The sequence below is a fragment of the Mesorhizobium sp. BH1-1-5 genome (genome assembly GCF_020165615.1).
Classification (GTDB): domain Bacteria; phylum Pseudomonadota; class Alphaproteobacteria; order Rhizobiales; family Rhizobiaceae; genus Mesorhizobium.
Genome location: NZ_JAIUIM010000047.1, coordinates 20,151 through 32,491, shown reverse-complemented (window position 1 = coordinate 32,491; position 12,341 = coordinate 20,151). Strand labels below are relative to the sequence as shown.

The following is a 12,341-nucleotide window of genomic DNA, read 5'->3' as shown; positions in this document are numbered from 1 at the left end:
GCCTTTCCCCAAAACCGCCTAACCGCTCTAGTGTGCGCAGCCGTACGATCAACCAAGGTTACAACATCCGCATGCCGACATCCCCAACAATCCTGGCGCTGGGCGGCGCCCATATCGACCGCCGCGGCCAGGTCTCGGGCACTTATGTGCCGGCCGCCTCCAACCCCGGCATGATGCGCGAGGACGTCGGCGGCGTCGTTTTCAACGCGCTGCGCAGCGTGGTGAAGCGCGGCGTGTCGGCCTCGCTGATCTCGGTCCGCGGCGGCGATGCGGCCGCGGACACAGTTGCCTCGGCGATCGACAATGCCGGAATAGCGGACCTCTCGGTGGTGTTCCTCGACCGCACGACGCCGAGCTACACGGCGCTGATCGACGCCGAAGGCGAATTGATCGTCGGGCTGGCCGACATGGCGCTCTATGACCTCGCCTTCCCCAAGCAAATAAGGCGCGCCAAGGTGCGCGAGGCGGTCGGCGCCGCGGACGCCATTCTGTGCGACGCCAACCTGCCGACGGCGGCGCTGGAGCGCTTGGTGGCGCTTGCCGGCGACCGGCCGATCTTCGCCATCGCCGTCTCGCCGGCCAAGGTCGTTCGCCTGACGCCGCTGCTCGACCAGCTGTCGGTGCTTTTCATGAACCGCCGCGAAGCCGCCGCGCTGGTCGGCGCCGAATTGTCCGGAGAAGCCCTTGTCGACGCGCTCAGGCGAATTAACCTGAACGCCGGCGTGATTACGGCCGGCAGCGCTCCGGTGCTGGGCTTCGACGGCACCGGCATCTTCGAGATCGCGCCGCCCGCGCCGCGCAAGATCGCCGACGTGACCGGCGCCGGCGACGCGCTGACCGGGGCGACGGTTGCCGCCTTGCTGCGCGGCCTGCAGCTGCCCGCTGCGCTGCGTGAGGGCGTTGCCGCGGCAATGCTCGCCATCGAGAGCCCTCAGGCCGTGCCGTCCTTCACGGCAGGCAACTTCACGCAGGCGCTTGCCCTTGTGCCGGAGGCACAGGAGGTGGCATAGGGCCACCAAATATGCCGAGGCAATCCCTTCGGATCGGAGACATACAATGACGCCGCAAACCGCCCGCCCCTTCGTCGACATCCACCCGCCTGTGGCGGAGGCGCTTGCCGCCGGCCGGCCCGTGGTGGCACTGGAAAGCACCATCATCACCCACGGCATGCCCTACCCCGACAATGGCGCGATGGCGGCCAAGGTCGAGCAGATCATCATCGAAGGCGGCGCGGTGCCGGCGACGATCGCCGTGGTCGACGGCCGCATCAAGATCGGCCTGTCCGACGGCGAGCGCGAATCGCTTGCCATGACCGGCGACGCCATGAAGCTGTCGCGCGCCGATCTCGGCTTCGCGGTCGCTCAAAAGCGCACCGGCGGCACCACGGTGGCGGCAACCATGATCGCCGCGCATATGGCCGGCATAAAGGTCTTCGCCACCGGCGGCATCGGCGGCGTCCACAAGGGCGCGGAAAAGAGTTTTGATATCTCGGCCGACCTCGATGAGCTGGCACGCACCCCGGTCATCGTCGTCTCGGCCGGCGCCAAGGCGATCCTCGACATCGAAAAGACGCTGGAAGTGCTGGAGACGCGCGGCGTGCCGGTCATCGGCCATGGCTGCGAGACCATGCCCGCCTTCTGGTCGAGGCAGTCGCCCTTCCGCGCGCCGCTGACGCTCAATGCGCCTGAAGACATCGCGCATTTCTACCGCACAAGGCAAGCGCTGGGCTTGGGCGGCGGCATTCTGGTCGCCAATCCAGTGCCGCAGAACGACGAAATCCCGGCTGACGAAATGGCCGGCTACATCCAGGCCGCGCAGAAGGCCGCCGAAGCGCTCAACGTCACCGGCAAGGCGGTCACGCCGTTCCTTTTGTCGAAGATCCTGGAACTCACCGGTGGCCGCAGCCTCAAGACCAACATCGCGCTGGTCGAGAACAACGCGCGGCTGGCGGCGGAGATTGCTAAGGCGCTATAAAGGCACGCGGCGAAGCCCCTCACCCCGATTGCCAAGGCCGAATTGCGAAGAGCAATTCGGGGCAATCCGACCTCCCCGAGGGGAGAGGAGCTGCTAGCGCCTGCGCCAACCTCTTCTCCCCAGCGGGTAGAAGGTGGCCGCGAAGCGGCCGGATGAGGGGGCGGCCTCGACGTGCTCTTCACAAGCGTTTCAACAGCCGGCCAATCACTTCCCCGCCCGTCTCCCAGCCTCATAGGCGCGCCGCGCCCACACCGCCATCTCGTCCGGATCGTCGAAGGCGTCGTCGGGAATGCTCCAATACGGCATCGCCACCTCCTTGCCGTGGCGCGAGCCGGTATAGGTCCACTGGCGGCAGCTGGCGGCTTCGAAATCGGGAATCGTTTCCTCGTCCGCCTTGAGTAGCAATTCGCCGCGCACGACGACCGCGACGATGACGCCGTGGCAATAGATGCCCTTGCCGCCGAACAGCTTGCGGATGCTGATCGGGCCAAGGCTTTCGAACAGTTCTTCAAGGCGGGCATTGTCCATGCCGCATCATCTCATCCGGCATCGGCCTTGTCATTGCCGCAACCAAGAGCATGCTGACAGGTTGAGACCTGGAAACGGAGATCCCGCCATGCCCATCCTGCTCAAAGGCTCCTGCCGCTGCGGCGCCGTCCGCTTCGAGGTAGAAAGCCACACGCCGGTGCCCTTCATGCTCTGCTACTGCTCGATTTGCCGCAAGCAGCAAGGCGGCGGCGGTTTCGCCATCAATCTCGGCGCCGCCTATGAGACGATGAACATCAGGGGCAAGCGCAGCCTCGGCGTCTATCGCGCCGAGATCGAGGATGACGAGCATCCGCATTGCGAGGTGTCGACCGGCGAGCGCAATTTCTGCCGGAAATGCGGCTCGGCGCTCTGGCTCTACGACCCGACCTGGCCGGAGCTTGTGCATCCCTTTGCCTCGGCGATCGACACCGACCTGCCGACACCACCCGAAAAGGTGCATCTGATGCTGAAATACAAGGCGAACTGGGTCGAGCCGGTGGTCGGCAGACGAGACAAGGTGTTCGACGTCTATCCCGAGGAATCGATCGCGGATTGGCACAAGCGAACAGGGATGTGGGTAGATTAGCTTCCTTCTCGCCGTTGGACGGGAGAAAGAAGAATTCAGGAAGCGCGCGCCTCTGCAAGCGCCTTGAGGTCCGCCGGCTTCAATTCGACGGATTCGCCGCAGCCGCAGGCCGAGCTCTGGTTCGGGTTCTTGAAGGTGAAGCCGGTGCGCAGCGTCGTCTGCTCGAAATCCATCTCGGTGCCGAACAGGAAAAGCGCAGCTTCGGGCGCGACATAGACATGCGCGCCGTCACGCTCGATATGGTCGTCCTTCGGGTTCGGCTGCGTCACCAGGTCGACCGTGTATTCCATGCCGGCGCAGCCGCCCTTCTTGATGCCGAGGCGGATGCCATGCGCGTTGTCGCGCGCAGCCACGATCTCGCGCACGCGGTCGGCGGCCCTGTCGGTCATCGTGATGACGGCGAAGCGTCCCATGTCATTCTCCACGTTCACGCAGGTTCAAGGCCCACGGAATGAGTCTGCCCTTAAGATGGTGAACTTTCACCTAGCGTGCAAGTCAAGCTCAATACCACCCGACCGCGACCTGCGCCTCTTCCGACATCCGGTCCGGCGTCCAAGGCGGATCGAAGGTCATTTTCACCTCGACGCCTGACACACCTTCGACGGCGCCGACGGCGTTCTCGACCCATCCAGGCATTTCGCCGGCCACCGGACAGCCTGGCGCGGTCAGCGTCATGTCGATCTTGACTGAGCGGTCGTCCTCGATGTCGATCTTGTAGACGAGGCCGAGCTCGTAGATGTCGGCCGGGATTTCCGGATCGTAGACCGTCTTCAGCGCCGAGACGATGTCGTCGGTCAGCCGCGCCAGCTCCTCGGCGGGGATCGCCGAGGCCGAGACAATGCCGTTCGCTGCGGTCTCTGCGGTGGTGCTCACATCGTCCATCATCGTCACCCGAAGAACTTTCGCGCCTTTTCCAGCGCCTCGGCCAAGGCGTCGACCTCGGCCCTGGTATTATACATGCCGAATGATGCCCTGCATGTGGAGGTCACGCCGAAGCGTTTCAACAGCGGCTGGGCGCAATGCGTGCCCGCGCGGACGGCAACACCCTGCCTATCAATGACCATCGACACGTCATGCGCATGGATACCCTGCAATTCGAACGAGATGATGGCGCCTTTGCCGGGCGCGTCGCCGAAGATGCGCAACGAGTTGATCGCGCGCAGCCGCTCATGCGCGTAAGTCTTGAGGTCCGCCTCGTGTGCTGCGATCCGTTCACGGCCGACCTTCTCCATATAGTCGAGCGCGGCGCCCAGGCCGATCGCCTGCACGATCGGCGGCGTGCCTGCTTCGAAGCGATGCGGCGGCTCGTTGTAGGTGACGATGTCCTCCGTCACCTCCTCGATCATCTCGCCGCCGCCCATGAAGGGCCGCATCTCTTCCAGCCGATCCTTCTTGCCGTAGAGCACGCCGATGCCGGACGGGCCGTAGACCTTGTGGCCGGTGAAGACGAAGAAATCGCAGTCGAGGTCCTGCACGTCGATCGGCATGTGGACGGCGCTCTGGCTGCCGTCGACCAGCACCGGAATTCCTCGCGCATGCGCGATGCGCACGATCTCCTTGATCGGCGTCACCGTGCCCAGCGCATTCGACATCTGCGTGATGGCGACGAGCTTGGTGCGGTCGGTCAGGCGCTTCTCGAATTCCTCGATGTGGAAGGCGCCGAGATCGTCGACCGGCACCCAGACGAGCTTCGCGCCCTGCCGCTCGCGGATGAAATGCCAGGGCACGATGTTTGAATGGTGCTCCATGATCGACAGCACGATCTCGTCGCCCTCGCCGATGCGCGGCATGCCATAGCCATAGGCGACCGTGTTGATCGCGGAGGTGGTGTTGGAGGTGAAGACGATGTTGTCGGTGCTCGGCGCGTTGAGGAAACGCTGTACGGATTTGCGCGCGTTCTCATAGGCATCCGTCGCGGCGTTCGACAGGAAATGCAGGCCGCGATGGACGTTGGCGTATTCCTGGGAATAGGCGTGCTGGATGGTGTCGAGCACGATCTGCGGCTTCTGAGCCGAGGCGCCATTGTCGAGATAGACCAGCGGCTTGCCGTAGACCTCGCGCGACAGGATCGGGAAGTCGCGGCGGATCGCCTCGACGTCATAAGGAGTGGTTTCGATCTTCTGGTCCACAGCAATCAACCTTCCAATGTGGCTCCCCCTCACCCGACCTCCGCTTCGCTCCGGCCACCCTTTCCCCGGCGGGGAGAGGAGGTCGCCAACGTCGCCGTATGCCTCTTCTCCCCTCGGGAGAAGGTGGCCGCAAAGCGGCCGGATGAGGGGGCGCGGCTTTCGCCTGTGCCGCTACCCGTGCGTCAAAAACCAGCCGTCGAGCCGCTCTTCCAGCGCTTCGACCAGCGCTTCGTCGTCCAGTTCCTCGATCACTTCGGCCACGAATGCCTTCACCAGAAGGCCCCGCGCCGACTTCTCGTCGATGCCGCGAGCCATCAGGTAGAACAGATGGTTGTGGTCGATCTCGGTGACCGTCGCGCCATGGCCGCAGACGACGTCGTCGGCGAAGATCTCCAGCTCCGGCTTGGTCGAGAACTCGCCGTCATCCGACAGAAGCAGCGTGTTGCAGGCCATCTTGGCGTTGGTCTTCTGCGCGTATTGATGCACGTTGATGCGGCCCTGGAAGACGCCACGCGCCTTGCCGGTCACCACATTGCGGATCACTTCCGTCGAGGTCGTGTGCGGCACCGCATGGTCGAGCACCATGGTGGTGTCGGTATGCGTGTCGCCGGCAAGAAGGTTGATGCCGCGCAATTTGAAGTCGGCGCCCTCGCCCGTCGTCCTGACGACCACCTCCTGGCGCACCAGATTGCCGCCGGCATTCATCACGAACAGCGTCAGCTTGGCATCCTTGCCGATATGCGCCTTGAACTGGGCGAGATGCGTGGCCGTCTCCGGCTGCTCCTGCACGATCAGCCAGGTTACTTCCGCGCCGTCGCCAACCACGAGCTGGCTGACCGAAGAGACGAGCGCCTCGTCGCCCTCGCCCGCCTGGCGCTCGACGATGACCGCCTTGGCGCCGGCCCCGACACGCGTCAGCAGCCGCACATGCGACTGGCCGCCGGCCTGGAGGTTCTGCAATTCGACCGGCTTTTCCAGCTCGGCGCCGTCGGCGATATCGACGAAATAGCCGTCGGCGACGAAAGCGGTGTTGAGCGCGCCGATCGCGTCGTCGCTGCCGTATGGGTCCAGTCCCGGAGCCACGCTGCCATCGGTGAGCTTTTCCGACAGGCGCTGCACGGTGACGCCTTCGACCTCCGGCGCCTTGGCGCTGGAGACGCCGTTCAGCACCGGCAGCACCGCCGAGCCTTCAAGGATCGGTGCCAGCGCCTTGACGACGGCGCCGGCCTCGAAAGCCGGAACCTTGGTCAGCAGCCGGCGCAGGTCGGTGTAATGCCAGGATTCGACGCGCCGCGTCGGCAGGCCGTGCTTGATCGCCTCGATCGCGTCGTCGCGCTTGACCATCACCGCGCCGTCGCCCGGCAGCAGCGACAGCCGCTCGCCGAAGGCATCGATCAGCGCCGTCTCGGCCAATGTCCGCTGGGGCTGTGCGTGCATGTTCATTGTTCTTGCCTCGACCGCTCCCATCTCACGCGGCTTCGCCGATCACGCCGGCATAGCCATTGGCCTCGAGATCGAGCGCCAGCGACTTGTCGCCCGACTTGATGACCTGACCCTTGTAGAGCACGTGCACACTGTCCGGCACGATGTGCTCGAGCAGACGCTGGTAGTGGGTGATGACGACGATGGCGCGCTCCGGCGAGCGCAGCGCGTTGACGCCGTCCGAGACGATCTTCAGCGCGTCGATGTCGAGGCCGGAATCGGTCTCGTCGAGCACGCAGAGCTTTGGCTCCAAGAGCTTCATCTGCAGGATCTCGGCGCGCTTCTTCTCGCCGCCGGAGAAGCCGACATTGAGCGGCCGCTTCAGCATGTTCATGTCCATGCTGAGCGAGGCCGCGGCCTCCTTCACGCGCTTCAGGAATTCCGGAACCTTCAGCGGCTCCTCGCCGCGCGCCTTGCGCTGCTCGTTCATGGCCACCTTCAGGAATTCCATGGTCGCCACGCCGGGTATCTCCATCGGATACTGGAAGGCGAGGAAGATGCCCGCGGTGGCGCGCTCGGCCGGATCCATTTCCAGGATCGACTGGCCGTTATAGAGGATGTCGCCCTCGGTCACCTCATAGTCCTCGCGGCCGGCGAGGATGTAGGACAGCGTCGACTTGCCCGAACCGTTCGGGCCCATGATGGCGGCGACCTCGCCGGCTTTCACCGTGAGATTCAGGCCGCGGATGATCTCGGTGCCGTCATCGACGATGCGGGCATGCAAATTCTTGATCTCAAGCATAATCTCTTCCTGAATATCGTATTGCGGTCAGCCGACCGAACCCTCGAGGCTGATGCCGATCAGCTTCTGCGCCTCGACCGCGAACTCCATCGGCAGTTGCTGGATGACGTCCTTGACGAAGCCGTTGACGATCAGCGCGATCGCCTCTTCCTCGGGGATGCCGCGCTGCATGACGTAGAACTTCTGGTCCTCGGAGATCTTCGACGTCGTCGCCTCGTGCTCGAACTTCGCCGTCGCGTTCTTGGCTTCCATATATGGCACGGTGTGCGCGCCGCACTGGTCGCCGATCAGCAGCGAATCGCAATTGGTGAAGTTGCGGGCGTTAGCCGCCTTGCGATGCGCCGAGACCTGGCCGCGATAGGTGTTCTGCGAGAAGCCGGCGGCGATGCCCTTGGAGATGATGCGGCTCGACGTGTTCTTGCCGAGATGGATCATCTTGGTGCCGCTATCGACCTGCTGGTAGCCGTTCGAGACCGCGATCGAATAGAATTCGCCTTGGGAATCGTCGCCGCGCAGGATGCAGCTCGGATATTTCCAGGTGATGGCCGAGCCGGTCTCGACCTGCGTCCACGAGATCTTCGAGCGGTCGCCGCGGCAGTCGCCACGCTTGGTGACGAAATTATAGATGCCGCCCTTGCCCTCGGCGTCGCCCGGATACCAGTTCTGCACAGTCGAGTACTTGATCTCGGCGTCGTCGAGCGCGATCAGCTCGACCACCGCGGCATGCAGCTGGTTCTCGTCGCGTTGTGGCGCCGTGCAGCCTTCGAGATAGGAGACGTAAGCCCCCTCCTCGGCGATGATCAGCGTGCGCTCGAACTGGCCGGTGTTCTTCTCGTTGATGCGGAAATAGGTCGACAGCTCCATCGGGCAGCGGACGCCCTTCGGCACGAAGACGAACGAGCCGTCTGTGAACACCGCGGAATTCAGCGTCGCGTAGAAATTGTCCGAGGTCGGCACGACCGAGCCCAGGTACTTCTTGACCAGTTCCGGATGCTCGCGGATCGCTTCCGAGATCGAGCAGAAGATGACGCCGGCCTTGGCGAGCTCTTCCTTGAAGGTGGTGACCACCGAAACGGAATCGAAAACGGCGTCGACCGCGACCCGGCCGGATTTATAGACGTTGTCGCCGACCTCTTCTTCGTCCGTGTCAGCCGCCCCGGTCTTCTGCACGCCGGCCAGGATTTCCTGTTCCTTGAGCGGGATGCCGAGCTTCTCATAGACCTTGAGCAACTCAGGATCGACTTCGCTCAGCGACTTCGGGCCTGGCGTGCTCTTCGGCGCGGCGTAGTAATAAATGTCCTGGAAGTTGATCTTCGGATAGTGGACGCGCGCCCAAGTCGGCTCTTCCAGCGTCAGCCAGCGGCGATAGGCCTCCAGACGCCATTCCAGCATCCAGTCCGGCTCATCCTTCTTGGCCGAGATGAAGCGAATGATGTCTTCGCTCAGGCCCTTGGGGGCCTTGTCCATCTCGATCTCTGTCTGGAATCCGTATTTATACTGGTCGACGTCGATCTTTCGAACCCGATCGATCGTCTCCTGCACAGCAGGCATAAGCGTTCTCCATCCACGCCAGGGTCAAGGCCCGACAGTTTTCAAACTATGGCACCGCCGAAATCGTGCCCCAGATGGGACTCGCGGCGGAGTAAGTTCCATATAGTGCGTGTCCGCCGGAAATTCACCCGGCCAGGACAAAACGCACGGCTCTACCAGGCCGTATGGCCTGAATTCATCTTTGCCGCTGTCAGGCGGCTTCTTCCTTGCCCGCGCGGCGAGCGACGATCCCGGCCAGCGCCGCCCGGAAAGCCTCGATATCCTCGGCGCCGGTCGCGCGACCGATCGACACGCGCAAGGCGCCCAGGCTCTCGCCATGGCCCATCGCCTTCAGCACATGGCTCGGTCCGACTTTTCCCGACGAGCAGGCCGAACCCGCCGACAATGCGACGCCGGCGAGATCGAAAGCGATTTGCGCCGTCTCGGCCTTGATGCCGGGAATAGCGAAGAATGTCGTGTTGGCAAGCCTTGGTGCCGCCGTTCCAAAGATTTCCGCGTCCGGCGCGAGGCCGCGCACGATCGCCTCGACCGCGTCGAGCCGCTGCGCGATGGCGTCCATGCCGTCGAGACCGGTCAGCGCGGCGCGCGCGGCGGCGCCGAAACCCGCGATCCCGGCGACATTTTCCGTGCCGGCGCGATGACCCTTCTCCTGGCCGCCGCCATTGATCAGCGGCCGCGGCATCATCAGGTCGGACGCGGCGATGATCGCGCCGACGCCCTTCGGACCGCCGATCTTGTGCGAGGACAGGATCAGGTAATCGGCATAAGGAACTGACATATCGAGCGGAATCCGCCCGGCAGCCTGCACGGCGTCGACCACCAGCAGCCCGCCGGCGGCCTTGACGATTTCGGCGATGCGACCGACCGGCTGGACAACGCCGGTCTCGTTGTTGGCGGCATGGATCGCCACCAGCGGCAGGCCGGCGTCCTTGTCATGCGCGGCAAGCGCGGCGACCAGCGCACCGAGATCGGCAATGCCGTTCCGGTCGACGCCGACCTTCGTCACCTGTGCTGCCGCAAATCGCCCGCCATTCAGGATGCAGGGATGGTCTGCCGCCGAGACATAGAGGTGGCTCATGCGGATGGCGCCGCGCCCCATCTGCCAGTCGGGCCTAAGCAGCGTCGAAGCCGCCTCGGTGGCGCCGGAGGTGAAGACGACATGTTCCGGTCGGGCGTTGACCAGCCGCGCCACGTCGCGGCGCGCATCCTCGACCAGTCGGCGCGAGGCGCGGCCTTCGGCGTGGACGGATGACGGGTTGGCGGCATCGAGCGCGGTGACCATCGCCGCCCGCGCTTCCGCAATGAGCGGCGCGCTGGCGTTGTAGTCGAGATAGGCGCGGGTTGCGGCCATTTTCGCTCAGTTCGTCCTTTCGCCAACTATCCCGCGAGGATAGCGCGTTATTTCCTTGAAATTGCAAGGCAAGCCGTCCTATTTACCCGGCTTGCGGCGTGGGCGGCCAAACCATTGCGTTTCGGCTGCCCAGTTTTGAACAATTCTAAACTAGCTTCTAGGAAGACGCTCGCCCGGCGTCAAGGCCGCAGAAAAGCTGGGACCAGAAGAGTTCCGGGGTAGCGCCTTCGTATGCCACGTGGAGTATTTTATGCCTGAGGTCATTTTCGCCGGTCCGGCTGGTCGCCTGGAGGGACGTTACCAACCCTCGAAGGAAAAGAGCGCCCCGATCGCCATCGTGCTGCATCCGCACCCGCAGTTCGGCGGCACGATGAACAACAAGATCGTCTACGACCTCTTCTACATGTTCCAGAAGCGCGATTTCACCACGCTGCGCTTCAATTTCCGCGGCATCGGCCGCAGCCAGGGCGAGTTCGACCACGGCACCGGCGAATTGTCGGACGCGGCCGCGGCCCTCGACTGGGTGCAGTCGCTGCATCCGGATTCCAAAAGCTGCTGGGTCGCCGGCTATTCCTTCGGATCGTGGATCGGCATGCAGCTTCTGATGCGCCGCCCGGAAATCGAGGGTTTCATCTCGGTGGCACCTCAGCCCAACACCTATGACTTCTCCTTCCTGGCGCCTTGCCCGTCATCCGGCTTGATCATCCATGGCGACGCCGACAAGGTGGCGCCACCCAAGGACGTGCAGGGCCTGGTCGACAAGCTGCACACGCAAAAGGGCATCACCATCACCCAGAAGACGATTCCCGGCGCCAACCACTTCTTCGCCAACGATTCCGAGCTGCTGCTCCAGGAATGCGCCGACTATCTCGATCGGCGGCTGGCCGGCGAGCTCGCCGATCCACGGCCGAAGCGGCTGCGCTAGGCAATTCCAGGAAAGTGTGAGTGGTTAGGCTCGGCGACCTCGCCGTGGCCTTCCGTCTGGAATTGCGTAAAAAACAAAGAGATAGAGCGGTTCGCCGTTTCCATGAAAGGGTGAACCTCGCTAGCGCGGAACGCTGCGAAATCCGGGCGCTTTAATGGGTCTGCGTTCTGTCGGCGCCGATCTCGCCGCCCTCAACCAGGCCGGCCATCGAAATTCTGCCTCTTGGCGCGTTGGACGGTTTCAGCCGGAATGTCCGCTTGCGCACCGGCAGCTTCGAGCCTGTCTGGCGGAAGATGAAGCCGAGCCGGGCGAACACCAGCCCCGAGACCACCGCAAACGCCAGCCCGAGGCCGAAGCCTGCGACCGTGTCGCTGGGATAATGCGCGCCGACGAAGACGCGGGTCGAAGCGATGCAGGCGGTGACCACCAGCGAGATGTACCAACGTCTTGGGAACAGCAGCAGCAGGATGCCGAACACCGCGCCCATCGTCGTGGCATGGCCGGAGGGGAAACCGGCAAAGCGCGCGTCCATGGCGAAAGGATGCAGCGACAGGACGCCGAAACTGTCGAAATAAAGCGGCCGGGCGCGGCCGATGCCGTATTTCAACACGTTGACCGCCAGACCGGACAAGCCGACGGCGCAGAGCACCAGGAAGGCGAAACAGGTCCAGTTGTAGACGACCATCCGGCCATGCCGGGACAGACCGCGCCAGTCCGTCAGATTGGCGGTGACGAGGCAGAGCGCTGCCGGAATGAGGTACCAGCCGCCCAAGCCGAATTGCGTGAAAAAATCGGTGAAGCGCACGAAGCCGGGTGACCATTCGCCGCGCATCTCGCCGGCGCCGGCATCGAGGCGCAGGAAGACCGCCACGGTGACCAGCGCCCAGGCCAGCAGCCAGACGCCCCATAGAATCCTAGGATAGCGCGCCGGCCGCACGGCAAAGCGTCGCCTGACGATCGTCATCGTGTCGCGGAAATTGCCGAGCGAGCGGCGGTAGAGGGCAAGGGGCGCGGCGGACATGCTAGAGCATGATGCCGAAAAGTGTGCGGCGGTTTTCGGGCGACATCATGCT

13 protein-coding genes are annotated in these 12,341 nt (G+C 64.0%); 4 read left to right on the top strand and 9 right to left on the bottom strand.

What is annotated here, in order from left to right:
- The first annotated feature begins 71 nt into the window (after positions 1-71).
- Entirely contained in the window at positions 72-1,010 is a 939-nt protein-coding gene (locus LB572_RS33520; protein ID WP_224670810.1) for a carbohydrate kinase family protein, read from the top strand.
- A 46-nt stretch (positions 1,011-1,056) separates the two neighbouring features.
- Positions 1,057-1,974, top strand: coding sequence for a pseudouridine-5'-phosphate glycosidase (locus LB572_RS33515; protein ID WP_224670807.1), 918 nt, complete (start codon positions 1,057-1,059; stop codon positions 1,972-1,974).
- Between the two features lie 204 nt (positions 1,975-2,178).
- On the opposite strand, the gene LB572_RS33510 is transcribed toward LB572_RS33515, so the two are convergent.
- Positions 2,179-2,502 (bottom strand): TfoX/Sxy family protein, encoded by a 324-nt coding sequence (locus tag LB572_RS33510; RefSeq protein WP_140803855.1) that lies wholly within the window; start codon positions 2,500-2,502, stop codon positions 2,179-2,181.
- 88 nt (positions 2,503-2,590) lie between these two features.
- On the opposite strand from LB572_RS33510, the gene LB572_RS33505 reads away from it, so the two are divergent.
- Positions 2,591-3,088: a GFA family protein gene (locus LB572_RS33505; protein ID WP_224670806.1), complete on the top strand. Its 498-nt coding sequence runs from the start codon at positions 2,591-2,593 to the stop codon at positions 3,086-3,088.
- Between the two features lie 35 nt (positions 3,089-3,123).
- On the opposite strand, the gene sufA is transcribed toward LB572_RS33505, so the two are convergent.
- From sufA to LB572_RS33470, 7 genes are all read right to left on the bottom strand, one after another.
- Positions 3,124-3,501, bottom strand: a complete 378-nt coding sequence (gene sufA / locus LB572_RS33500) for a Fe-S cluster assembly scaffold SufA (protein WP_140803851.1) — start codon at positions 3,499-3,501, stop codon at positions 3,124-3,126.
- A gap of 88 nt (positions 3,502-3,589) precedes the next feature.
- Positions 3,590-3,970 (bottom strand): SUF system Fe-S cluster assembly protein, encoded by a 381-nt coding sequence (locus LB572_RS33495; RefSeq protein ID WP_224670805.1) that lies wholly within the window; start codon positions 3,968-3,970, stop codon positions 3,590-3,592.
- Between the two features lie 5 nt (positions 3,971-3,975).
- The gene (locus LB572_RS33490) at positions 3,976-5,217 is read right to left on the bottom strand and encodes a cysteine desulfurase (RefSeq protein ID WP_224670804.1); all 1,242 of its coding nucleotides are present in this window, start codon (positions 5,215-5,217) and stop codon (positions 3,976-3,978) included.
- Between the two features lie 171 nt (positions 5,218-5,388).
- Complete coding sequence (sufD, locus tag LB572_RS33485) at positions 5,389-6,660, bottom strand: Fe-S cluster assembly protein SufD (RefSeq protein ID WP_224670803.1); 1,272 nt, start codon at positions 6,658-6,660, stop codon at positions 5,389-5,391.
- Positions 6,661-6,685: 25 nt separating this feature from the next.
- The gene (gene sufC / locus LB572_RS33480; RefSeq protein ID WP_042644485.1) at positions 6,686-7,441 is read right to left on the bottom strand and encodes a Fe-S cluster assembly ATPase SufC; all 756 of its coding nucleotides are present in this window, start codon (positions 7,439-7,441) and stop codon (positions 6,686-6,688) included.
- Positions 7,442-7,468: 27 nt separating this feature from the next.
- Positions 7,469-8,992, bottom strand: coding sequence for a Fe-S cluster assembly protein SufB (gene sufB, locus LB572_RS33475; protein ID WP_224670802.1), 1,524 nt, complete (start codon positions 8,990-8,992; stop codon positions 7,469-7,471).
- A 190-nt stretch (positions 8,993-9,182) separates the two neighbouring features.
- Complete coding sequence (locus LB572_RS33470; protein WP_224670801.1) at positions 9,183-10,343, bottom strand: cysteine desulfurase family protein; 1,161 nt, start codon at positions 10,341-10,343, stop codon at positions 9,183-9,185.
- A 250-nt stretch (positions 10,344-10,593) separates the two neighbouring features.
- On the opposite strand from LB572_RS33470, the gene LB572_RS33465 reads away from it, so the two are divergent.
- Positions 10,594-11,268 (top strand): alpha/beta hydrolase, encoded by a 675-nt coding sequence (locus tag LB572_RS33465; RefSeq protein WP_140803837.1) that lies wholly within the window; start codon positions 10,594-10,596, stop codon positions 11,266-11,268.
- A 151-nt stretch (positions 11,269-11,419) separates the two neighbouring features.
- Here the strand turns inward: LB572_RS33465 and LB572_RS33460 are convergent, their stop codons facing one another.
- Positions 11,420-12,289: a phosphatase PAP2 family protein gene (locus LB572_RS33460; RefSeq protein ID WP_224670800.1), complete on the bottom strand. Its 870-nt coding sequence runs from the start codon at positions 12,287-12,289 to the stop codon at positions 11,420-11,422.
- Between the last annotated feature and the right edge of the window lie 52 nt (positions 12,290-12,341).